This is a genomic window from Brucella sp. MAB-22 (assembly GCF_025908475.1).
GTDB lineage: Bacteria > Pseudomonadota > Alphaproteobacteria > Rhizobiales > Rhizobiaceae > Brucella > Brucella anthropi.
In genome coordinates, this window is sequence record NZ_CP109781.1 from 1,960,186 (window position 1) to 1,983,022 (window position 22,837).

The window sequence follows — 22,837 nt, forward strand, 5'->3', positions numbered from 1 at the left end:
TAGCAGGCAGAGGGGTGAGATGACAGACCGCAACGCGCCGTTCGATTTGGCTCGTGTCCTCGCTTGCTGTGCTGTAATAGTGTTACATGCGGCTGCAGGATATCTGTATCAGTACGGGAGCATCCCATTATACCAATGGCATTTTGCAAACGCTGTGGACTCTGCTGTTCGTTGGTGTGTGCCAGTCTTCGTCCTGCTGAGCGGTGCATTAAATGTTGGCCCCAATAACACACACGGTAGCGCTTTTCTGGGGAGGAGGTTTCGCCGGCTATCCTTAGTCGTTGTTTTCTGGAGCGCAGTGTTTTTCGCTTATTCCGGCGTGCAAAGCGCTAATGATATCGCAATGCGCTTCTTGGCGGGTCAACCGTACTACCATTTGTATTTTCTGTTTCTGATCGGGGGGCTTTATCTCTTTACTCCAGCGTTTGCAGCTTATGGTAAAGCTGTAGGTGATCGCCAGCTTCTTGTAACGGGATTGGTCTGTTTGGCTGTTGCATGTGCGGTTTGGACGATAACAGATAGAAGAATGACGGCATTTAGCTGGTTTCTGCCTTTCATCGGCTATTACCTTATTGGTGGGCCAGTTAGTCGAAGGCCATTGCCGCTACGAATTGCTTTGGTTGGGGCAGTGTTATCTTTTATCGCTACCGTAGTGGGCACTTGGTTGTTGGTGGATCTGTATGGGCCAAATGGTTCCGGTCTTTATCTCTACAATTATCTCAGCCCCACCGTGATAGTTATGTCTGTATGTGTTTATTCGATTTTCCTTCGAATACCACTAAAGAGAACTTCGGTTCTGACTAGCCTTAGCTCTGTTACTCTCGGCGTTTACGTTTTGCATCCGATCGTGCTTGAAACACTACAAATATGGATCCCACGAGTTCTTCCGCCTATCGGGGCGTTGAAATCAATCTCGCTGTTATCAGCCTTCACGGTTCTTATCAGCTTTGCTGTTGCGGGGGTAGGTTCGCGTCTCCCGTATCTGAAAGCCGTATTCAAATAATTGGCGAATACCATCTGTATTTGCCATGGCGCGACAACCAATGCGGTTTGTCGTTGTTGCGCAGCTGCAAGTTCTAATTCTTCACCACTAACTTAGGCGACTTGTCATGGCTATTGACAGCTGACACGGCGTTCGAGGCCGCAATCCTCGCGTTGCGCCTAGCTTACTATCGTCCACCCTAATCCGTCTTAACAAAAGGAGTGCCGCTATGGCATCTGTGTCCTTTCACCATGGCACGCGTGTATTCGAAAGTGCCGAAACTCCACTTCTGGTGCGTATTGCGCGCACTGCCGTCATCGGCCTTATCGGTACTGCGCCGAATGCGGACGTACTTGCGTTCCCGTTGAATAAGCCGGTGCAGATCCTGCGCCCGCAGGACGCAGCAACACTCGGCAATGCAGGTACGCTGAAAAACGCTATCGACAGCATTTTCGACCAGGTCGGCTGTCCGATTATTGTGGTTCGAGTTGAGGAAGGCGAGACGACGGCGGAAACATGGTCGAACCTTATCGGCGACCAGACCGCCTTTACCGGTGTCCATGCATTCCGGCGCGCATCGTCGGACGGTCTCTATAAGCCAAAGTTGCTTATTGCTCCAGGCTTCACTCAGACCTCGCCAGCCGACGGCATTGCCTCAATCAATGTGACCGCAGGCGGAACCGGTTACGATGCTGACACCACAACGGTTGCGGTTACCGGGGCAGGATCCGGTGCAGTCGCTGAGGCTGTTGTCGCCGAGGGGGCAATCACCGCGATCATCGTTCGCAAGGCTGGTTATGGCTATACCGGCACGCCGACGGTTACGATCACTGGCAAGGCTGGATCCAAGGACGCAACCGCAACCGCCAATATCGGTTCTGTTATGAACCCGGTTGTTGCCGAGTTGATGGGTGTGGCGGAAAAGCTGAAAGCTGTTGCTTATGTCGACGGGCCGGACACGACCGATCAGGCTGCAGTGCAGTATCGTGGGCTGATCAATTCGGGGCGCATCGCAATCTGCGATCCGAAAGTCTTGAAGTACGACACGGAACTTGATGCCAACGTTCCGGCTCCATCCTCGCCGATCTTCGCCGCCAAGCAGGCGAAAATGGATCTGGAGCAAGGTTTCTGGTGGTCCGGCTCGAACGTCGGTATTTCCGGCATTGTCGGCGTCAATCGTCCTATCGAATATGGCGACCAGTCGAACTACCTCAATGAAAACCGTATCAACACTATCGTCAATATCGATAATACAGGCTTCCGGCTCTGGGGTGTCTGGACTTGCGCGGCAGAGCTTCTCTGGCAATTCATTTCTGTGCGGCGAACTGCTGACGCAATAAATGAAGCGCTGGAGAAGGCATATCTCGAATTTGTCGACAAGCCGTTCTCCCGCGCCAATCTGAAATTCATGGTCGAGGGCGGGCGCGCTTTCCTCCGGCAGATGGAAGCCGAAGGCGCAATACTGCCCGGTCATGACTGCTGGCTGCTGGACACGAACACCGACAACGATATGGCACAAGGCATCATCAAGCTTGGTGTGAAGTTCGAACCGCCTGCACCGATGGTTGATATCCGTATTACGGCATATCGCAATATCGCCAGCTACACGCTGTTGCTCAACCAGGTTGCGCAGGAAATCACTTCCGGATCGGCTGGCTAACTACCAGCCGATCCGCTCCACTTCTCCCACTTCAACGTCATTAAGGGGTTAGGCTCATGTCTGACATGCCGCGTTATATCCTGCGGAACTGCACCATTTTTGCAGACCGCGTTTCGAAGATCGGGCAGGCCAGCGAGATCACGCTGCCGGTTCCGACGGAAAAGGTCGAGGAACTGCGCAACGCCGGTATGGTGCTGCCGATCGATATTCCGATGGGTTATGAAAAAATGGAGGCTAGTTTCAAGCTCTCTGGCTTTGATCCTCAGGTTATCACGTTGTTCGGCCTGGAAGTCGGTTCCGAGCGCGAGTTCATGGTGACCGGTGCGCTCGTGCACGAGGATGGCACCGTCGTCAACGCAACTGCCTATATTCGCGGTCGCCTCATCAAGAACGATCATGGCGCCTGGAAGCCGGGTGACATGGCCGAGAACGATTTCTCGATCACGCTTCGTTATTACAAGCTGGAAGTCGAAGGGGCGACCCTGATCGAAATGACGCCGTTTGATGTGTCCATCGGCGGCACGTCGCGCACTCAATCCATCCGCAGCGCACTTCTCGCGTAATCAGCGTAGTTTCAAGGACACGACAACATGACTGATAAAAACACAGTCTTGCTTTCCAAGTCTTATAAGCTTGGTGGCACGAATACCAACCAGATTGAGTTTCGCGAGCCTAAGCTGGCAGACCTCATCGCCGTCGAAAACGTGGCCAAAGGCGGAGGCAACAATCAGGTTATGGCACTGATGATCGCCCAGCTATCCGGATCCACCTATCCGGAGGTGGCCGAATTTAGCGTGACCGACTACGAGCGTTGCACAAAGGTGGTGTCGCCTTTTTTGCGGCAGGGCACCTCGGATGGCGACGCCTGACAATCTGGCTTAGCCAGAACCTTTACACCCCGATATCGACGTTTCTGGAAATGACGCCGCAGGAAGTCTTGCTGTGGCGTGATGAGGCCGTCGATCTGATGAAAGCAAAGAGAAAATAATGGCTGTCCTGAGTTCCAAGCTTGTTGTTTCGCTTGTCGATCAGATCACCGGGCCCGCTCGCGGTGTTGCTGCTGCGCTCGACGGTCTCAACCGTCGTGCCAGCAGAACGACGTCCGCGATCATGGGGGCGGGCGGCGGCTTTTCCGTCGGGGCGTTGGCTCGTAATCTCGTCGCCATCGGGGCCGGTTATGTCGGTGTTCGTGAAGGTATCGGCGGAACCGTCGGCGCTGCTATGAAATTCGAGGAAGCTTTCGCCGATGTCCGCAAGGTCGTCGACGGCACGCCTGCGCAATTGTCCGTCGTTCGATCCGAGATCCTCGGACTATCGAAGGAACTCCCGGTAACTGCCGATGGGCTTGCCTCGATCTATGCTGCTGCTGGTCAGTCAGGCGTTGCGTTGCAGGAGCTGACAAAGTTCTCTGAAATGGCTGCAAAGGTCAGCGTGGCGTGGGATACGTCGCAGGGGGAAACCGGTGATGCGCTAGCAAAGATCAAGACCCAGCTTGGCTTTAACGTCGACCAGATCGGTTTACACGCTGACGCCATCAATCACCTCGCAAACAATACCGCCTCGGCTGCTCGCGACCTCGTGGAGTTTGACAAGCGGGTTGCTGCGACCGGCAAGATGTTCGGCTTTTCCGATACCCAGACGCTCGCTTTCGGCGCGTCCATGATTTCGGCAGGTGCTGAGGCGGAAGTCGCGGCAACTTCGTTCCGCAACATGGGGCGCGCACTGACGAAAGGTGAGCAGGCAACAAAGTCACAGCGTTTGGCATTCGCAAAGCTCGGCCTCGATTCCGTCAAGGTATCGAAGAACATGCAGAAAGATGCGCTCAAGACCACGTTGAACGTGATCGAGCGGATCCAGCAGCTACCGAAAGATCAGCATATCAGCATCGCTTCTGCCTTGTTCGGTGATGAGGCGCGAGCGCTCATGCCGATCATTGCCGATACGAAAGAGCTGCGCCGCGAGCTTGCGATGATCGGCACTGAGTCGAACTACAGCGGATCCGCATTTCAGGAATATATGGTTCGCGCCGAAACGACGGCGAATGCTTTGCAGTTGCTTGGAAACAAGATCAAAGCTTATGGCATCGGCGTTGGTGATAGCTGGTTGCCGACGATCAAGGATATGAGCCTTGGTATAGGCGATGTGCTGGACACGCTGGATAAACGTGTGGGCGTCATCGACAAGATCGAAATGGCCGTCAAGGGCTTAATGAGCGGTTTCGGTTATGGGGGCGAGGGCGGAACACGCCAGCTAATCAATGATCTCGGTGATCTTCTGTTTGGCAAGGCCTTTGAAGGCGACGGCACGCAGGTCGATCAGCGCATGATTGATCTGGCTAAGCTCTCGAACAATTTCCGCAAGATTGGTCTAGACCTGAAAGCCTTCGCCAAAGATATTGGGGAAGGGGATCTGTTAGGCGCTGCCGGGAATATCTCGGAAGCTCTCAGCAAGATGTCTGGTTCTGCGACCGTGATAAGTGCACTCGGCATTGCCGCTACCGGCGCAGCGATGCTGACTTTGGGGCGCGGTATCACCCGTTTAGCTATGTCCCCATTTGGGAAGATCGCCCTTGTATCTTCCGCTGCTATCACGCTGATTGATGCCGTCAAGGGTGCTAACAGCATTGGTGAGTTCGCGGATAATCTGGCCAAACTTTCAATGGTTGACTGGGCTATGATTGCTGGTGGTTTGTTGGCGGTTTCCGGTCCGCTCCTAAACCTGCGAAACCTGATCGCAGGAACGGCGGCGGCTGGTGCCGCTTCTACAGCGGTTGGCGGTGGCGCTGCAGCTGCTGGTGGTGCTGGTGCTGGATGGTTAAGCCGAATTCTTGGTGCTGGCGGTGGCACCGGGGGTATGGTGGCCCGTGGTGGCATATGGGGGCTTATGGCCTATGGTCTCTACAAGGGGCTTGAAGCAAAAGGGCCGTCCGATCCTCGCTACATAAACCCGGAATTTTTCGTACAGAAGTCCAACGAACAAAGGACCAAAGCAGGTACTGGTACGGGGCAAGTGTTACCAGCCGCGCCTCTGCCAAATCAGCCCGCGCAAAACGCGTCCCAACCGTTTAGTTTCGGTGCGCTGTGGAGCGCATTGACCGCGCCGTCTCCTACGGCTGGCATTGCAGGTGCAAAGGGGCCGGCTGATGTTTCGTTGGTTGGGACGCCATCTGTTTCAGTTGCTACGCCGGTACAGACCATGCCGAGTGGAACGCAAGATGTGCGGGTTACCAATCCGCAGCCTGCTCCAGTGGTGACGGTTCATATGAACGTGCAGACCGGCGCTTCTCCGGAACAGATCGCATCTCAGACAGCACAAGCAGTCGCGGCTCAATTCCGTGCGGCGTCTGGCGGCGCATATTCCGACGGGGGAATGTAATGGCAATTCCGATGTGCTTAGGGCCTTTCATGTTTCATTCCCTTCGGTTCGGTTACCGGGGATTGAAGCGTGACCTTTCCACCCGTTGGGCCGACATCAACACTGTAGGCGGGTTGAACCGACTCCAATGGACAGGCGGCGATGATGATCGCACGACAATTGAAGGAGTGTTGTTCCCGCATGAGTTCGGCGGATTGGCTGTTCTTGAAGGCCTTCGCGGGGCGGCTGTTGCCGGAACTGTATTGCCGCTTATTACATTAGCCGGAAATGTCTACGGCATGCACGTGATCGAAGGTATTAGCGAAGATCAATCTTATCACACTGCTCTTGGACAGCCGCGTATGGATGTTTTCCGCATCCAGCTTAAGCGCTACACTGGCGGCAGTTTCTCGCCGATTTCTGTCATTCAATCATTGTTCGGGTGATGCCATGGCGCGCGTTTACACAACGATACAAGGCGAAATGGTCGACGCTATCTGCCGTAAGGTCTATGGCGACGAAAGCGGCTATGTCGAGCGGGTTTTGGAAGCTAATCCCGGGTTGGCGGCGCTGCCGCATCGGTTGCCAATTGGTACAAAAATTAATCTTCCCGATGCTTTGCGAGCAGATCAAAACCAACCGCTAATTGCACTATGGGATTAGCCTACAAGCCAATTGCGGGTCTGCAAATAGCGCGATCAGCTTCATTGTTCTCTGGTGTTGCGGAATAGGTTGCCTGTTCTCCGACGGTTTCCCCTGGCTGAACATTTGTAATGTATGCTTCCGCTACGTCGAGGAACTTGTCACCTTTCATGATGCGACAAGATACAGTGATCCAGCTGAAAGCAAGGTCGCTGTCATTTTTGATTTGTACTAAAACCCTTGGGTTCTCTGGATCCCTCTTGATGTCTTGGCTTACAATTTTGACCATTGCCATCGCAGCCGTCACTGCTTGAGGTGTCGGCCTATTATTATCTGCCGTCGCAGCGCCGATTTGAACGATGCTACTCAGCAGCGCAGTAGAAACAAATAGCTTCCTCATTTTCCCCCCGGTTTAATCAAAGTTCAGCACTAGGTGCTTCATGAAGACTCCAGCCTTTGAAATAAAAGTCAACGGCAAAGCCGTCGCGTCCATTGTGAATGAACGGCTTATCTCGCTGACTGTCACCGACAAAGAGGGTGTCGGCTCGGACTCGATTGATGTCGACCTGAATGATGGCAACCCGTTCGCCGCCATCCCTAAAAAGGGTGACAAGATTGAGGTGTCGCTTGGCTATGCAGAGACCGGCATACTCCCTTTCGGTGCGTTCACTGTAGATGACCCAGAGATCCGCTGCCTTCCTTACGGCATGAACATTCGCGGGCGAGGGGCGAATATCCGCGACAAGTTCAAGCAAAGCCGCTCCCGCCACTGGGATGAAAAGACTGTTGCCGAGATCCTGCAGCAAATCGCCTCCGAAAACGGTTTGCAGCCTGTCATCGACGACGAGGTCGCTTCGCACAAGTACGACTGGTTCGGACAGCAGGATGAGAGCGACGTGCATGTATGCGAGCGTCTGGCACGCATTCACGGTGCTTTGTTCTCGGTCAAGGATGGCAAGCTGATTTTTGCGAAGCGTGGTAGCGGGAAGTCAGCGAGCGGAAAGGATCTGACGCCTATTGTCGTCGGGCCATTCGAGATCGTGCAGGGCACATGTCGCATCAACTTCGCCTATCGCAAGAAAGTCAAAACAGTGCGCGCAAAGGTTCGCGACCGCGCCAAAGCTGAGACGGTCGAGGTCGAGGAAGACAGCGACGAGGAAGGCACTGCCGATTTTACGGTGAAGGAAAATTTCAGCACGGAAGCCGAAGCGAAAAAGGCTGCGAAGTCCAAGGCTGAAAGCCTCAAGGCGGAAACTGTCAAAACCTTTGTCACAGTGTTTGGCGATCCGACCATTCGGGCAGGCGCGCCGTTTTCCTACCAGAATGTGCGGCCGGAAATTGACGGCATCGAATTCATTATCGAGACAGCAACCCACCGCATCAGCAAGTCGGGATATATGACCGATATCGAAGCGAAGCTAAAGCCGGTCGCCAGCAAGGCATCCAAGGATAAGAAAAAGTCGACTGCTGCCAGCACGTCGAAAACAAACGAGAACAGTCCTAAAACGCCTGCGGTGCCGGATCCTAAACCGCAAGCGCCCGCAACCTCGACGACGGGCGGGTCACCTATGGGCATGGGTATAGGTCGCGCCTAGCGCCGCTCGAATTTCCAACGGGGCAATCATGAAATACATTATCCGGAATTATCCGGTCGTCTTCATCAAGTGGGCGATCTACGGGATCTTGCTGCTTATTGCCAAGCTGGTAGCGATCCTGATCGCACCGATATTGGCGTTCTGTTCAGTGTTGGCGGGGATTTCGGTTCTGCCGTACCCATTCTCGCTTTTTCACACGCATGATGACGACCTGGACGGCGGGCAACATCAGCTTGGATGGCCGCAAGCCAAGGGCTTCAAACTGTGGTGGCAGCGAACACGATGGATCATGCGAAACCCGGCTTATGGCTTTGCGGCCAATGTGCTCGGTTTCAGGTTAGATGGCGTGACCACCGTTTATCAGATCGACAGCGGCGGCATTGACTGGTCGAAACCCGGCACATTCTATGAGGGTGTGTATCGAGACGCGAATGGCCGATTGTTTTTCTCGTATCGCGCCCGCTTCAAGGTCTTCGGCAGGATCTGCGGTTGCTGGATCGGCTGGAGCTATGTCGCCTACGACAATGTCAGCCTGCAGCTGAAAATCTCTCTCATATCCATCGTCAAATAGAGGCTGTCATGCAGCTTGTGCCCGATTGGCGACACGTCTTGCGAAAGGCGTGGTCTGTCCGCCTGATCCTGCTTGCCGGTGTTCTAACCGGCATTGAAGCCGTGTTGCCGCTCCTTGGTGACACTTTCCCCATCCCCTCCGGCGTGTTCGCGTTGCTGACCTTCTTCGTGGTGGTCGCAGCCTTTGTGATGCGCCTTGTTTCTCAGAAGGTATTTCGAAATGGCGAGTAAACGCGCAAAAGCTGCTCTGGCGTCTGGGTTGGGGCTCGTCGCTTTGACGGCGACTTATCTGACCGCCCCATGGGAGGGAATGGAAAACCAGGCCTATTACGACAAGCTCGGCAAAGTCTGGACCGTATGTCTCGGCGAAACCAAAGATGTCAAGAAAGGTGACTATTACACTGACAAGCAGTGCCGCGAGAAACTCATCACACGTCTGGAGAACGATTTCAGGCAACCGCTGCGCAAGTGTATCCGGACTTTTGATCAGGCACCTATCAGCGTGCAGGCGTCGATGCTGGATCTCTCCTATAACATTGGGACTGGTGCGGCCTGCAAGTCGACCGCCGCCCGCCGCATGAGTGAACGGCAATGGCGTGCAGCCTGCAACGCGATGACCGCTTTCAATCGCGCCGGGGGCAAGGTCGTGGATGGTCTGAAAAAGCGCCGCGAACTGGGTGACGCTCAGCGCATCGGTGAGTTGGAACTCTGTCTGGCAGGTCTGTGATGTTCGGCCTGCTGGACTACCTCAAGATAGCCGCTGGCTGCGCCGTCGGGATCGTGTTGTCCGCGATCTATTTTAACGGCGTGCCGGTTCTCAAGGATCTTCCCTATGTCGGAGCTGTTTTCGAGGGGCAGGCGAAAAAAGGCTTGGTTCCTGAATTTCAGGCGCTGGCGTTAAAGGCTGAACTCGATCAGCTCAAATCCATCAGGCGCGCAAATGCTCTCGTTATCGAAGCCTATCAAGTGCAGCTGCGCAACGCTCGCGAAGCTGAAGCCGCACGCATTGAACAAACGGAACAGGAGATTGCCGACTATGAAAAGCGGCTTGCTGATGCGGGGCGGTTTTGCCTGCTTGATCGCGATGACATTGAGTTCCTGCGCAAATAACAGGCTTTTGCAGGAAGCGGCTGAACAGGCGGGGCAGGCGCATTCAGAACGGCAATTGCCAGCCTATCCCGATGACTGCCGCAGAAAAGAACAGCATGCAGCGCTGATCGATGGGGCAGAAGTTCGATCAGTGCTCAAACGCGAACGGCAGGCGCTTGATCGACAGAATGCGCGCACAGATCGGTGCGCTGATTTTTATGATGGCTTGGCGGGGGAATGAGGTGATGCCAATGGATCCGGAAGCATCCACAGCTGGCAAGCTGATCGAATTACCCGAAGAAACCCGCGAGTTTCTCTCCCAGCTTCGCGAGGAAGATATTGACTTGATGAAGCACGGGCTGGATCTGATCAGATCAATGCGCACAATTGGCCGTTTTATGCGGTGGGTCATTCTTGCCGTGCTTGCTGTGCTAATTGGCGTCGTCTCGCTCTATGAGAACACAATGAAACTGCTTGCTTGGTTTCAGAAGTAATAATGCCCCGCTTCGGCGGGGCTTTATCGTTTCAACCACTGTGGCACCCTCATTCTATATCTGAGATGCCGCCGTACTGAAGCAGAATGGCAGGCTGAACCTATTCGCCAATGTCTGGGTCAGCTTCTCTGTTCCAAGCAACCAAGCCGCTGTGTTTTTCCTCAAGCACTTTTGCTGAGCGAAGGGCGCACCCTCGGTAGCAAACACCGCAGGCTTGAAAGCGGCAACTAATTTACCGTCACCGTTTTGCCAGAAAAGAAAACCGCGCTTTCATAACCGGCGTTGGTCTGCGGTTATCAATATTAAGGCTAATCTAGGACGCTCACCTCGCTGGCCTGTATTTTGCCCCTTGCGCTCTTCTGAAAAACCTAGGGGCGCGACCGTCGTTTGTGGTGCCTGTCTGTCGTAGGCTGCAGATGAGTTGGAATAAATGGTGAGAAACTCGATTGTGAATGCATAGCCACTATGATTTGTCGGATAAATCGTTACTAAAATCCAACATAGTGAAATTTTGCCAAGGTTGCTGTTATGGCGATAAGCCCATCACAATGTCGAATGGCCCGTGCCGGACTGGGATTAAATAGAATTGATCTCGCACAAAGAGCGCGAATCTCCTCTACCACACTGGCAGATTTCGAGACAGGGAGACGTGAACCCTATGAGCGAACTTTGCGCGATATAAGAACTGTTTTGGAAGATTTAGGTGCGAAATTCATTGAGTGCGATGGTTTCGGAGCTGGAGTACGGTGTCCGGATGAACAGTAATAATCTGCGTTTCATCGATCTATTTGCGGGGCTTGGCGGATTTCATCTGGCACTTGAACAGCTTGGCCACAACTGTGTTTTTGCGTCGGAACTACAACCCGACTTACGTGAATTATACTCAAAAAATTTTGGAATAGAACCAGCGGGAGACATCCGCAATGTAGCTCTAAGTGACATTCCGGAGCATGATGTTCTATGCGCAGGATTTCCGTGTCAACCATTTTCAAAAGCGGGCGATCAACTTGGCACAAATTGTCCAAAATGGGGCGATCTTTTCAGTCACGTTTTATCGATTATCGGACATCATCGCCCTAACTATTTTATTCTTGAGAATGTTCCAAATTTACTTCGTCACGATAAGGGACGTACATGGGCTGAAATGGAGCAAGCCTTGAGGAGTCACGGATACTCGGATGTTCACGCAAAAATTCTTTCGCCCCATATGTTCGGTGTGCCTCAAGCACGCGAAAGAGCGATCATTATAGGATCGATGGAACCTTTGCGCCAATTTGATTGGCCTGGAGCGAGTGTCAATAGAGATGATCTGTCTATTCGTTCTATTCTGGAGCCTCATGCCGCTTCCGCTAAACGATTAAACGCTAGGTTTATCGAGTATTTGAATGCATGGCAGGAGCTGCTAAATACACTACCTTCAGAAGTGGCGATTCCATCTTTTCCGATATGGGCCATGGAGTTTGGGGCCACCTATCCGTTCGAAAACGAAACACCTCACGCCTTGGGTTTCAAAATTCAGGAGTATAAGGGCGCCTTTGGAAGAGAGTTGTCAGGTTTGACGCCTGATGAAATGCGATTATCAATCCCGACTTATGCAGCTTTAGAGCAAGTAGAGTTTCCGGCATGGAAAAAGAATTTCATTCGTCAGAACAGGAAATTTTATACAGACAACAATAAGGTTATTGATAAGTGGTTACCAAAAATTCTTGATTTTGCTCCAAGTTTTCAGAAACTTGAATGGAATTGGAAGGATGGAGGTAGAAATATCTGGAATACTGTTATTCAATTTCGAGCGTCCGGTATTCGAGTCAAGCGTCCTACAGTTTCGCCTTCTTTAGTTGCTCTTACAACTAGCCAACTTCCAGTCATCGCTTGGGAGCGCCGGTTTATGTCTGTCAGAGAGTGTGCGAGACTGCAGAGCATGGATCATCTACAATTTTTACCAAACCACAATTCTGCGGCTTTTAAAGCGTTCGGAAACGCCGTAAACGTTAAGGTCATTAATCAAGTCGCGAGGCGTTTGCTGAGTGTGCAACCAAATTTAGTATCGGATCTCGACGATATCGAAGTCGAAACTGACAAGAATGGAGAGCCAGTAATGGCTTTTGTGAGTTAATGGCCGTTCATCAGAAGCTAGAATTCGCCAAAGTTGACGACTTGTTTCTGGACCCGTTGAATCCTCGATTAGGGCGTAGCAATACTGGTCCAAAAGTCCCACAAGCTCGTATATTGAAACTCATGCGAGATTGGACATTAGACGAACTTGCTGTTTCTTTTATGGAGAGCGGCTTTTGGGTACAAGAAGCTCTTTTGGTCGTAAAGGAAGAGCTTTATGGTAGTGAACGACTGGTCGTTGTTGAGGGTAACAGGCGGCTAGCTTCTTTGAAGCTGCTGCAGGCTGCCGCTCAAGGCGATGATGTAGATCGTAAATGGAAGCAAATCATTGAATCGGGAAAAATTCCCAAAGATCTGTTTGATAGCGTTCCATACTTAGTTGCAGATTCACGTCAAGATATCGATGTATTTCTGGGGTTTCGGCATGTCACCGGTATTAAAGAGTGGCCTCCCGCCGAAAAGGCTGAGTATATAGCAAAGCTTATTGATGAGAATGGCTATTCTTACCAAGAAGTGATGCGTAAAATTGGCAGCAAAACGCCAACTATAAGGCAAAATTATATTTCATATCGTCTTCTGTTGCAAATGGAAGAAGTTGAAGGAATTTCTATTGATAAAGTCGAGGAGCGATTTAGTGTTTTGTTCCTGTCTTTGAGAACTGAGGGGGTAAAAACGTATCTGAATATTGACGTTTTGGCCGAACCTAAAGCAGCCAAAAGACCGGTTCCGAGTGACAAACTTGCTCATTTGGTGAATTTTTCGCGTTGGCTGTTTGGCAATGAAAAAGTTCCACCTCTGGTCGCTGACTCCCGTCAAGTGGATAACTTCGGGCACATACTTGAAAGTGAAAAGGCTGTTGAATACTTGGAAAGAACGGTCGAACCTAGATTCGATACTGCTTTTCAACTTGCCGGCGGAGATGCGCCAGAAATTGCACGATTAATTGACTCTGCTGCGGATGATATTGAGGCGGCTTTGAGCCGTGTTCATCTTTATGCTGATGATACATCTGTTAGGCAAGCAGTTTCTCGGTTAGGTCAGGATTCATTCCAGTTGCTCCGATCTTTTCCGGAGATTTACTCCGATCTTTTGACAAAGTATTCCGCAAAATGATGAGTCTCCCAGAAGAAGGCTTTCGGAAAAAGGGGCCTTACGTAGCCGATAATGTTGAGCTTATTAGCGATTGGGTAGAGGCATCTGTACTTTTCCTCGATGGGGAAAGTTCGCTATCTGATATCGTCGATATACTTCTTGAAAGCAACTTCTATACTTCGCAGGAGAAAGCTTGGGATTTTGCAACTGATGTCCGTCTCTGTATCGAAAGAAGACAAAGGATATTAGGACAAGGTTATCCGTTTGTTGTCGAAGATCAGATGCGAATAGTTTCTAAAGGGGAGTGGAGTGACTATGCGCCATATTCATTCTGTTTGATCTTATCTTTATTGCCATCTTACCGAAGTTGGCGACAGCACTTTGGTTCTGATTACACAGAGCAGGGGGTGCTATTTGAAGACTTGAGCGTCGAATCGGTTCGGTTAACGATGGCTGGTTGGGAAGTGGTGAAGACCGGATGGTCCAAACAAGAAGCGGCTGGCTTAGGTGCAGTTGCTGAAAGGTGCGCCGGACACTTGCGGGAAGGGTTAGGTGATCTTAATCACTGGGTGCGGGGTTCTGAAAATGAGGCGGGATTAGATATTCTTTGTTATCGTGCCTTTGGAGATGACCGAGCCGGATTTCCGATCTACCTTTTTCAGTGCGCGAGCGGGGCCAACTGGACTGAGAAGCGTAAAACCCCTGATTTGGATATCTGGAAGCGTATAATTATTTTTACTTGCGATCCGAAGAAAGGTTTTGCGATGCCCTTCTCATTGACTGACCAAGAATATCGGCTCAGCACCAATATCGTTAATGGTCTACTTTTAGATCGTTTAAGATTGTTGTCGCCCGGCGCGGAAATTCAGCATTGGTTAAGCGCCCCCCTTATAGAGCAGATATGTGAGTGGTGTAGCTCGAGGATTGACAAAATCCCCTCAATTCAAGATGACTTCTAAAAGCCTAAGAGCGTGTAGCGCTTAATCGTACTGACGGCGATTCTGCGAGGAGTACAACGCTTCACTAAACACCATCAATGGTTACTGAAATCACATTGAACCTTGCGACCGATTTCCATTTGGCTTGAATTGATTTCACTTAAACTCAAGATTCTAGCCGGATACAAATCCGGATACAGAACGAAATATCTTATATTAAAAGAAAATTAAAACAATTAATTAGCACAATAATTCGTAGGACACCCCCTCCGCCATATTTCACTTTAAGTTATTGAAATTATTGCGTAAAACGTAGCATCGCGAAGTCATACCACGGATCTACCCACAATTGGAAATTAACCGTTGTTGTCGATGCGTCGACGGATTGGCGTGTGTGTCTGCCTAGTCGCGATCCGACACAAAGCATGAAAATTGAGGGAGTCGGAACGCCTTGCCTGCGCGCTGGCGCCTTTAAGCGTCTAGCCTCGCCTGAGTCCTGTATGGTTGTATGCATGATGCATAAAGCCATACCAACCTGAAGGCGGGATAGTCGTCCGAGTCTCGTATGGTTCGTCACATGATGTGATAAGCCATATTAAACATGCCCCAATTTCATCGCGGGCGAGTCTCTTCAGCGTTCGTTGTTGCTTCAGTCCTGTATGGCTTTACGCTTCATGCGTAGGACCATACCAACCTTTACCCACGCTCCTTTCCGATAAACCTTTCAACGTTTACTCTCGCGACAGGCCTGTATGGCCCCTTTCCGTTCGAAAGCGACCATACGAACCTGAAACCGATTTCGTTTCGGGCAAGTCTTCTTGCGCTTAGCGGCATCCGAGTCTTTGAACCATACAATGGCACGGTGCCATTAGCCTTACGAACCTGAATCCAATTTCTTATCGGACGAGTCTTTTCAGCGTTTGCCGTCGTTCGAGTCTTTGGGCCATACAATAACAAAATGTTAGCAGCCATATAAACCTGAAGGCCATTGCAGTGACGAAGCAGTTATTCGGCAATTTTTGCCGGTCAAATCTTTTGCAAAAATTCAAACATTGAATTGCTAGCTGGGCCGAGACTCTTTCCCATTTTGCTAAATAGGTAGAAAATATTCGTGAAGCAATCACTTCAGGTTTATATGGCTCACAAACAATTAATAAATATCACGAAAATGTGATCGATGGTTTTTCCTGTGTATTGGCTGGGGGTCATATGTATCAACCGATTTGGTTAAGTATAGACCGTCGGAATGTATCATGTTTTACTAAAGCATATCGGAAATAACCGTAAGTAAAACATGGATTTATCAAATGAAAACGTTCATTAGACTACCGGAAGTCCGCAAAGCAACTGGCCTTTCCACCTCCACCATTTATGAGGGTATGCGGGATGGCTGGTTTCCGAAACCCGTCCGACTCGGCCCCCGCGCCGTTGGCTGGGATGAGGATGCGATTGCGGCGTGGCAGGAGAATTGCATCGAACGAAGCGGCGCAGCGAGCGCGTAACTTTAGGAGACGAAAGCCATGAACTATATTTCAGATGACAAGATCGAAAGCGCTCGGCTGGAGGCCAAGCTCGGAAGTTTTCGATCTGGCCCCGGCATTTCAGCGACCGATCATTTGAACGGGCAGACGGTGCCGGAGTACGACAAGTCCTCGGACACGGTGGCGCTGGGCATCAGCGATTGCGCTGCAATGCACAAGCGGGAGATGGAACGGACGAAGGCTCGCGAAGCTGTGCGGGCGTCGGTCTTTGCTGCTTTCCCCGATGCCCCGCAGGAACTCCAGTCAATTATGTACAGCCATCCCAAGGTCGAGGCGTGGCTCGCAGCGTTCGCTCAAAAGGAGCAAGCCCGATGAAATCCGAAGACTTTTATCACGCCGCCAGCGCCCGCCTCTTCACCCGCCAACAACTGGACCAGATTGCGTACCGCTATCAGCAGTCGGCTGCGCTTTACCCAGAAGAGCACGAGCGCGTTGCCCGGTACATTCAGGATCATAAACTGGTCGGGCACCGGGAAGTGCTTGAGCACTACCTGCGTAGCAATCTGCCCATGTCCGAGCATTCCCTCAATGTCATCAACGCTTTTGCCGACTCCACCGCTACGGGCGCATATGACCGAGGCGCGGAAAGGGGTGCGCCGACGCATGGGCTGGAGACCTATGGCGGTGTGGAGTCGGCAGCGAGCCGCCTGTTCACCAGCACCGTGAAACCGGATGAGGGAGATAGGTGATGGCCGCGACCGCCGAAGAAATGCTCCGGGAACTGCGGTTTAGCCGGGGTGAGCCGGATGCTGTGGCGCGACAGGTTCTCCGCCATCTTGACGATACAAACTGGACCGAGGTGATGCGAGCGCTAGAAATGCTGGCTTCCGCAGGATGGACGGATGCCGAGGTCGCTTTCCGTGGGCTGGTGCTGGCGCGGGCTGAGGACTGGCTGGCGGAATGCAAGGCGTTACCGTTGGTTGAGCGGCTTGTCGCGACAATGACCACGCTGCGGGTGCTGGGCGAGCCGACGCCGGATGTGTCGGACTTGGTGGCGAAGGCGGAAGAAGCCCTGCGGAAACGGCGAGCGAATTGAGGCTGCGCCCCTAGTCCGTGGGTGCGCGCCGGGGCCGAACCAATGAGTGCCGGATTGGTTCGGCCCCTTTACTTTTCTCAAGCGAGGTAGAAGCCCCGGAGGTGAGTGATGAATAATATTGTTTCACTGGATGAAGCTCGGGCGCGACGCAGTGGCTCGCAGCCGGTCGATGATGCATTCGCCCAAGCATGGATGCTGATTTTCGATGCGTTGGAATTGGTCGAGGACATACCAACGGCTCGCGCCCAGAGCGCGTACGACAAGCTCTATGAGGGACTTCGGATATTGTTGAGCCGTGAGAAAGGTGCGCGTCATGGGTGACGAAGGGAAGAGTGAAAAGCCGCTGCGCTTGGAGGATTTGGGGTTGGGCGAAATTCTTCCGCCTGCACCCGCGAAGCCGAGGGCGGTTGACGCGTTTGCTACGCAACTGACCCGGAAACAGACGCCGGGCGCGAAAAACGGTCCGGGTTTTATTCGCAGGGGCAATGCAGAGGATTACGAGCCGTCGCTCGCAAATGCAAAGATCGCGATCACTTCCCTCGGCGTTCGCCCGAAATATGATGTATTTCACGACCGTATAGAATTCGAGGGGTATGGGAAACCGAGCGGAGAGCCGTTTTCCGACACCGCGCTGAAGATGCGGAATGCCGTGGTGGAGCGGTTCGGGTTCGATCCGAGGCAGGGTTTCATCGAGGATGCAACTCGAGTTCTGGCACTGGAGAATTCGTTCGATCCGGTGCGGGAATATCTCGATGGGCTGACGTGGGATGGGACGCCGAGGCTAAATACTTGGCTTTCGGTATATCTCGGTGCAGAGGATGATGAACTGACAAGGGCGATTGGTCGCGCGGTTTTGATTGCCGGGGTGCGTCGTGTGCGGCGTCCGGGTTGCAAGTTTGACGCGATGCTCGTGCTGGAAGGGGATCAAGGGCTGGGGAAGTCTGCGGTAGTAAAGGTTCTGGCGGGCGGAGATGATAATTTCACCGACGCGCTGGATTTCCGCCAAAGCTACAAGGAGCACATGGAGATACTTGGGGGGAAATGGATCGTGGAAGCGCCGGAAATGAGCGGGCTAAGTCAAGCAGCCGTCCAGTATGCAAAGCAATTTATCTCCAAAACCCACGATCGGGGCCGGAAAGCCTATGGTAAGTCAACGGAAGAGGTACCGCGCCGTTGTATCCTAATCGGAACGACGAATGACGCGACATATCTGAAAGACCCGACCGGAAACCGGAGGTTCTGGCCAGTGCGCGCCGGGAAAATTGACCTCCCCGCGTTGCGCAAAGTGCGTGATCTGCTTTGGGCCGAGGCGGCAGCAGCGGAACCCGGCGAAGCTGATCCGGTAACTATCCCCGCGCATCTTTGGGCGGTTGCTGCCGAGCGGGCGAAGGCGCGAGTTGAAGCTGACCCGTGGGAAGATACGCTCGCTGCGCTCCTGCCGAGGTTCGCCAAGGTTGCCGAGGGCAAGCAGCGGATCACGACGCAGGCAATCTTCGGGCAAATCCTCATGAAGGATATGCGTGAGGTGGCGATGCGGGAGAATAAGCGGGTGGCGGCATGTATGCGCAGGCTGGGGTGGGATGGGCCGAAGCCGCTTTGGATCGGGCGGACGGCGGTAAAGGGATATGAAAAAGACAATTAAATCAATGTTTTAATAAATCCTAACCGTATAACCGCACATTACCCGTTAGACCCATAGTTCTAAAAAGTCTATCGCAAAACACAATACCATTAATCAACTGAAGTTAGAGCGGTTAGGGGTTAGGATTGTGTTCTATATCATTGAAAATGTTATATTTTTTACCAACCCGACCGATTTGCTCTAACCGGGTAGCGCACGAAATCGCCCTTGGCGTCAGCTAGGTATGGTCCAAAAAATAGGGCTGTTTACGGCGCGAGCGCACCAGTTTGCCGAAAATGAGGTGCTCGCGCCGCCCAACTTCGCTCGAACACAAAAAGAAAGGGTATGCCCCATGACAAAGGATAACGGCGAAGCCGGTGAAATCCTAAGCCCCGCACTCGCCGCGCTGTTACAAATCATGACCTCGACCGAGGTGGCAGAGGCCAAGTGCGTCGAGGCCGCGAAAGCCATTATTGAGTATGAAGCGCCGCAAGGGGTCTACGACCTCACCCACCGATATTTAATCGGGGTGGCCGAGGATGAGGAACAATCAACGGATTTGCGGCTGGAGGCGTTGAAGCTGCTGCGGAAGGTGGAGGCCCGGCGCGTAGCGCCACCCCCTGCGGCTTCTCTGAATGTAACCAAGCAGACGGCGGAACGCCTTGGCCGTGCTAAGGCGCGTCTCGCTCTGATTGCTGAAGGCAAGTGGCCCCCCAGCGAAGCGGGCTGGACTGAGAGCGTCGATAGACCCGTCTTGGAAATGTCAACGGCAGGGCTGGCGGAGCGGCTTAAAGCGGCTCGGTATTAAGCTCCCGGCTTAGCCGGTGCACTGTGCCGACGCTAACTCCATGCTTGGCCGCGAGGGTGCGGAGCGAGGCCGGGGCCTCGCCGCGAAGGTCACGGAGGATTGCCGCTTCGGTGACCGCCGAAAGGCCGGGTCTACCCAGCTTTTTCCCCTTTGCGCGGGCGGTGGACAATCCTGCCTTGACGCGCTCGCTAATCATTGCCCGCTCAAATTCCGCAAACACGCCCATCATCTGGAACATAGCTTTACCCGCCGGGGTGGTGGTGTCGATCCTCCGCGGGTGGAGGAATAGATCGACGCGGAGGGCGGAAAGGAAGGCGACGAGGCCCTGTAGCGAGCGGCATAGTCGATCCACACTCCACGCCATCAATACGTCGACGCGGCGGCAACCTTGTGATTTTTACTAGAAATAGCGGTTGCGTTACACCCATGGGACGATAAATTTTTGCTTCTCCTACGACTGCTCAATGAACTAATGTTTGAGCTATATTCAGAGGGAATCGAAGTAATTTTGGGTGGGCGAATATTTCAACATGAGAACGGTAGAACTGCCAGATGCTTCGTTGGCATCTTACCTCGCAATAATCGAAAGCCAGCCCGGTAGCTATCGGCATCTTTTTCGAGGACAAGGCAACTGTCAGTGGGGGTTGCTTCCTGCGCTTTATCGCGGAAAGCAACCCAATATCGGTGCTGAGACGCTTTCAAAGAGCTACGATCTATACGAACAACAGTGTATCGAACTGTTTTTTCGTGAAGGACTTCCCTATATTCCGCCGATAAGGCGTAGTTTCAGCAATGACCGTGTGATCGCACAGCATTTTGGAGTCCCGACTCGCCTGCTTGATTGGTCGCAGGATCCGCTAGTTGCGCTTTTCTTTGCGGTAGAACAGGCTGATGCGAACATAGATGTAGCCGTATATATGATTGCCCCCGACGCGCAGCACTTACCCGAAGAAGTGTTGAGTGTAGGGCCTCATAACGTGATAGCTATGCAACCACCTGCGATTGATCGACGTATTCCTGCGCAGAAGTCTATCTTTACATTTCATCCATACGGACCAAAGAACCTGCCGTTTGTGCCGCTTGATCAACGGACTGATATTGGAAATACTTTTACGACAGGTAGCCAATCAATTCGCGGATTTGTAAAAATAGTTATACTTGGGAAGTATGCTGTACGCTTACGATCCACACTGTTCGGTATGGGAATTGATCGCAGAAATCTTTTTCCAGGATTGGATGGCGTGGGACAGGATATAAATATACGCGCTCGGCACGGTCTGATTTTTTAACCTTCACAGCCGTGAACTGGGCGGCTCCTGTTTCGACAGGATCATCGGAACCGATCTAATATTTGTTCTCATGCGCGTCTTATCCAAAACCGTTTCACTCTTTTCGTAACGCGCTCTGGACCTGCTAATCTTTGGTTGCTCACAGATGCCATCTTTCCGAATTGAATTCAATTTGCTAGAGAGCGCCTACGAGGTCTCCCCTCGCATACGCGCTGTAGTAACTGCGGCGTAAGAGCTAACGTCGAATATAGAATCGTTACGCCCCATGATGTAATGGCGCAACGGGGGTGATTGGAAGGGGGACCTCGTGCACAATCCATTTTATATATTTGGCGGTCAATCGCGCGTTAGCCTTCCGCTTCCTCTCAGCAATCTAAACCAACTATTAGCATATTTGGAGATGTCTCCGAATGAGCTAAATAAAATTCGTTGGTTTCGTGGAAGAATGTATAGAAAATTCGATATTTCAAAGGGAAAAAGCAAAAAAAGAACGATTAATTCGCCGAATTACCGATTAAAAATGCTACAAAAGAAAATTTCTATACAGCTTGCGAAAATTTATAAACCGAGGAATTCCGTTCACGGATTCGTTTCACATCGATCCGTTAAGACGAATGCGCAATCACACATAAAACAAAAGTATATTTTAAATATTGATATCAAGGATTTTTTTCCGTCGATAACGGAAAGTCGAGTGCGTGGTCTTTTGGAGGCAATCGGCCTTGATGAGAATGTAAGTGCAGCGATCACATGGATTTGCTGTAACGATGGCTGCCTTCCACAGGGAGCACCAAGTAGTCCGTTGATATCTAATATGATATGTTTTCGCTTGGATAAAAATCTTCAAGCTTTTGCGAAGCGGACGAGATGTATATACACGAGATATGCTGACGATATAACTTTTTCAAGCCATCAGCCTTTAAGTCTTCTCTTTGCAGAATCTGTTCCAAGAGCAGGGCATTTTCCGGTAATTCAGCTTTCGGAAGGATTAAGAAACTTGTTTACTTCCAACGGATTCACGTTGAACGACAACAAAGCTCATTATGCGGACAAGCACTCACGAAGAACAGTTACTGGTATTCGGGTCAATGAAGTATTAAATATCGACAGAAAATTCATTCGGAATGTTAGAGCCGCTCTGTATAAGATTGAAACTATTGGTCTGAAGGATGCGCAAAAGGAGTTAATGTCAAGATTTTCTTCCAATGCGAATATAGAAGATTATTTGCGCGGTAAGATTGCTTGGCTTGGCCACATTAAAGGAGTGTCTGATCCTATTTTTCGCGGGCTGGCTGCTCGATTCAATAGATCCTTCGCTAAATCGACGATAAAAATTCAACCAACGCAGGCAGAGATGAGGGATCGGGCTGTTTGGGTTATTGAACATTTTGATGGAGAAATGTGCCAAGGCAGCGCGTTCTTTTTAGAGTCAGTTGGTTTGGTTACTGCTGCACACTGTGTTGAAGGTTCAACTGAAATTGAAGTATATCACCCTTCCAAACCCTCAAATAAATTTTCTGGAAAAATAAAGAGTATTTGCTCTCATAGGGACTTGGCTATTATTGAACACAATATACCGAGCGTTGAATACTTTGAACTACAAAGATCGCTCAAAGACGCCCAGATTGGTGAAGAACTGATTGCCGCAGGGTATCCTGGATTTGGTCCCGGCGATAAATTAAACATTCGTCCAGGTACGGTGAGTTCGCGCCCTGTTAAGTCCGCTGTTAATTATATTGAAGTCACTCAGAAACTCGCACAAGGTATGTCGGGCGGTCCGTTGCTTGATACTGATAATAATGTTTCTGGTGTAATACATAAAGGCGGCGCATTGGAAAACAGAGATTTTGCTGTTTACATAGGGGAACTTTACTTGTGGCTAGGTATTTGAATTTATATTTGCAATTATGGGGTGACTATATTGAAGCGCTTCCATTTAATTTTGGATTGTGCCGGAGGATAAGAAGTCGCTTTGAGATTCCTATGAGATGATGAGTTTAACATTTTTCAT

28 protein-coding genes are annotated in these 22,837 nt (G+C 51.5%); 26 read left to right on the plus strand and 2 right to left on the minus strand.

Annotation, left to right across the window (positions count from 1 at the left end; translation table 11 throughout):
• The first annotated feature begins 19 nt into the window (after nt 1-19).
• The 7 genes from OHI65_RS09115 to OHI65_RS09145 all read left to right on the plus strand — a co-directional run bounded on the left by OHI65_RS09115 (nt 20) and on the right by OHI65_RS09145 (nt 6,659).
• Nucleotides 20-1,003 (plus strand): acyltransferase, encoded by a 984-nt coding sequence (locus OHI65_RS09115; RefSeq protein WP_264358674.1) that lies wholly within the window; start codon nt 20-22, stop codon nt 1,001-1,003.
• Between the two features lie 208 nt (nt 1,004-1,211).
• Nucleotides 1,212-2,642 carry a phage tail sheath subtilisin-like domain-containing protein gene (locus OHI65_RS09120; protein ID WP_264358675.1) on the plus strand — a complete coding sequence of 477 codons (1,431 nt, stop codon included), beginning with the start codon at nt 1,212-1,214 and terminating at the stop codon, nt 2,640-2,642.
• Between the two features lie 56 nt (nt 2,643-2,698).
• Entirely contained in the window at nt 2,699-3,205 is a 507-nt protein-coding gene (locus OHI65_RS09125) for a phage major tail tube protein (protein ID WP_114215482.1), read from the plus strand.
• A gap of 27 nt (nt 3,206-3,232) precedes the next feature.
• On the plus strand, nt 3,233-3,511 hold the full coding sequence (locus OHI65_RS09130; protein ID WP_151609880.1) for a phage tail assembly protein: 279 nt from the start codon (nt 3,233-3,235) through the stop codon (nt 3,509-3,511).
• Between the two features lie 118 nt (nt 3,512-3,629).
• Nucleotides 3,630-6,017, plus strand: coding sequence for a phage tail tape measure protein (locus OHI65_RS09135; protein WP_264358676.1), 2,388 nt, complete (start codon nt 3,630-3,632; stop codon nt 6,015-6,017).
• On the plus strand, nt 6,017-6,442 hold the full coding sequence (locus OHI65_RS09140; RefSeq protein ID WP_264358677.1) for a phage tail protein: 426 nt from the start codon (nt 6,017-6,019) through the stop codon (nt 6,440-6,442). Before OHI65_RS09135 ends, OHI65_RS09140 begins: the two co-directional genes overlap by 1 nt.
• A gap of 4 nt (nt 6,443-6,446) precedes the next feature.
• Entirely contained in the window at nt 6,447-6,659 is a 213-nt protein-coding gene (locus OHI65_RS09145; RefSeq protein ID WP_264358678.1) for a tail protein X, read from the plus strand.
• Nucleotide 6,660: 1 nt separating this feature from the next.
• Here OHI65_RS09145 and OHI65_RS09150 read toward each other — a convergent pair whose 3' ends face one another.
• Nucleotides 6,661-7,038 carry a hypothetical protein gene (locus tag OHI65_RS09150; protein WP_264358679.1) on the minus strand — a complete coding sequence of 126 codons (378 nt, stop codon included), beginning with the start codon at nt 7,036-7,038 and terminating at the stop codon, nt 6,661-6,663.
• Between the two features lie 40 nt (nt 7,039-7,078).
• On the opposite strand from OHI65_RS09150, the gene OHI65_RS09155 reads away from it, so the two are divergent.
• The 17 genes from OHI65_RS09155 (at nt 7,079) to OHI65_RS09240 (ending at nt 19,537) form a co-directional block, all read left to right on the plus strand.
• Nucleotides 7,079-8,233, plus strand: a complete 1,155-nt coding sequence (locus OHI65_RS09155; RefSeq protein ID WP_264358680.1) for a phage late control D family protein — start codon at nt 7,079-7,081, stop codon at nt 8,231-8,233.
• A 28-nt stretch (nt 8,234-8,261) separates the two neighbouring features.
• On the plus strand, nt 8,262-8,804 hold the full coding sequence (locus OHI65_RS09160; RefSeq protein WP_264358681.1) for a hypothetical protein: 543 nt from the start codon (nt 8,262-8,264) through the stop codon (nt 8,802-8,804).
• Nucleotides 8,805-8,812: 8 nt separating this feature from the next.
• The gene (locus OHI65_RS09165) at nt 8,813-9,034 is read left to right on the plus strand and encodes a hypothetical protein (RefSeq protein WP_264358682.1); all 222 of its coding nucleotides are present in this window, start codon (nt 8,813-8,815) and stop codon (nt 9,032-9,034) included.
• A complete protein-coding gene (locus tag OHI65_RS09170; RefSeq protein ID WP_151654424.1) occupies nt 9,024-9,530 on the plus strand; it encodes a lysozyme in 507 nt (168 codons plus the stop codon). The genes OHI65_RS09165 and OHI65_RS09170 overlap by 11 nt, the downstream gene beginning before the upstream one ends.
• Complete coding sequence (locus tag OHI65_RS09175; RefSeq protein ID WP_264358683.1) at nt 9,530-9,913, plus strand: hypothetical protein; 384 nt, start codon at nt 9,530-9,532, stop codon at nt 9,911-9,913. The genes OHI65_RS09170 and OHI65_RS09175 overlap by 1 nt, the downstream gene beginning before the upstream one ends.
• A gap of 110 nt (nt 9,914-10,023) precedes the next feature.
• Entirely contained in the window at nt 10,024-10,386 is a 363-nt protein-coding gene (locus tag OHI65_RS09185; RefSeq protein WP_264358750.1) for a hypothetical protein, read from the plus strand.
• A 555-nt stretch (nt 10,387-10,941) separates the two neighbouring features.
• Entirely contained in the window at nt 10,942-11,151 is a 210-nt protein-coding gene (locus OHI65_RS09190; protein ID WP_264358747.1) for a helix-turn-helix domain-containing protein, read from the plus strand.
• Entirely contained in the window at nt 11,111-12,502 is a 1,392-nt protein-coding gene (locus OHI65_RS09195; RefSeq protein ID WP_264358748.1) for a DNA cytosine methyltransferase, read from the plus strand. Before OHI65_RS09190 ends, OHI65_RS09195 begins: the two co-directional genes overlap by 41 nt.
• Entirely contained in the window at nt 12,502-13,614 is a 1,113-nt protein-coding gene (locus tag OHI65_RS09200) for a hypothetical protein (protein WP_264358685.1), read from the plus strand. The genes OHI65_RS09195 and OHI65_RS09200 overlap by 1 nt, the downstream gene beginning before the upstream one ends.
• Entirely contained in the window at nt 13,611-14,552 is a 942-nt protein-coding gene (locus tag OHI65_RS09205) for a hypothetical protein (RefSeq protein ID WP_264358686.1), read from the plus strand. Before OHI65_RS09200 ends, OHI65_RS09205 begins: the two co-directional genes overlap by 4 nt.
• A 1,286-nt stretch (nt 14,553-15,838) precedes the next feature.
• Nucleotides 15,839-16,033: a helix-turn-helix transcriptional regulator gene (locus tag OHI65_RS09210; RefSeq protein WP_264358687.1), complete on the plus strand. Its 195-nt coding sequence runs from the start codon at nt 15,839-15,841 to the stop codon at nt 16,031-16,033.
• A gap of 18 nt (nt 16,034-16,051) precedes the next feature.
• Nucleotides 16,052-16,387, plus strand: coding sequence for a hypothetical protein (locus OHI65_RS09215; RefSeq protein ID WP_264358688.1), 336 nt, complete (start codon nt 16,052-16,054; stop codon nt 16,385-16,387).
• Nucleotides 16,384-16,761 (plus strand): hypothetical protein, encoded by a 378-nt coding sequence (locus OHI65_RS09220; RefSeq protein ID WP_151612340.1) that lies wholly within the window; start codon nt 16,384-16,386, stop codon nt 16,759-16,761. The genes OHI65_RS09215 and OHI65_RS09220 overlap by 4 nt, the downstream gene beginning before the upstream one ends.
• Nucleotides 16,761-17,108 (plus strand): hypothetical protein, encoded by a 348-nt coding sequence (locus OHI65_RS09225; RefSeq protein ID WP_264358689.1) that lies wholly within the window; start codon nt 16,761-16,763, stop codon nt 17,106-17,108. The genes OHI65_RS09220 and OHI65_RS09225 overlap by 1 nt, the downstream gene beginning before the upstream one ends.
• A 108-nt stretch (nt 17,109-17,216) precedes the next feature.
• Nucleotides 17,217-17,429 (plus strand): hypothetical protein, encoded by a 213-nt coding sequence (locus tag OHI65_RS09230; RefSeq protein ID WP_043061704.1) that lies wholly within the window; start codon nt 17,217-17,219, stop codon nt 17,427-17,429.
• Nucleotides 17,422-18,750, plus strand: coding sequence for a virulence-associated E family protein (locus OHI65_RS09235; protein WP_264358690.1), 1,329 nt, complete (start codon nt 17,422-17,424; stop codon nt 18,748-18,750). Before OHI65_RS09230 ends, OHI65_RS09235 begins: the two co-directional genes overlap by 8 nt.
• 331 nt (nt 18,751-19,081) lie before the next feature.
• Nucleotides 19,082-19,537: a hypothetical protein gene (locus OHI65_RS09240; RefSeq protein WP_264358691.1), complete on the plus strand. Its 456-nt coding sequence runs from the start codon at nt 19,082-19,084 to the stop codon at nt 19,535-19,537.
• On the opposite strand, the gene OHI65_RS09245 is transcribed toward OHI65_RS09240, so the two are convergent.
• The gene (locus tag OHI65_RS09245; RefSeq protein ID WP_264358692.1) at nt 19,518-19,901 is read right to left on the minus strand and encodes a recombinase family protein; all 384 of its coding nucleotides are present in this window, start codon (nt 19,899-19,901) and stop codon (nt 19,518-19,520) included. The two genes, OHI65_RS09240 and OHI65_RS09245, sit on opposite strands and share 20 nt — an antisense overlap.
• Before the next feature lie 166 nt (nt 19,902-20,067).
• On the opposite strand from OHI65_RS09245, the gene OHI65_RS09250 reads away from it, so the two are divergent.
• Nucleotides 20,068-20,826, plus strand: a complete 759-nt coding sequence (locus tag OHI65_RS09250; RefSeq protein WP_264358693.1) for an FRG domain-containing protein — start codon at nt 20,068-20,070, stop codon at nt 20,824-20,826.
• A 307-nt stretch (nt 20,827-21,133) separates the two neighbouring features.
• Nucleotides 21,134-22,717, plus strand: a complete 1,584-nt coding sequence (locus OHI65_RS09255) for a reverse transcriptase domain-containing protein (protein WP_264358694.1) — start codon at nt 21,134-21,136, stop codon at nt 22,715-22,717.
• The last annotated feature ends 120 nt before the right edge of the window (nt 22,718-22,837 follow it).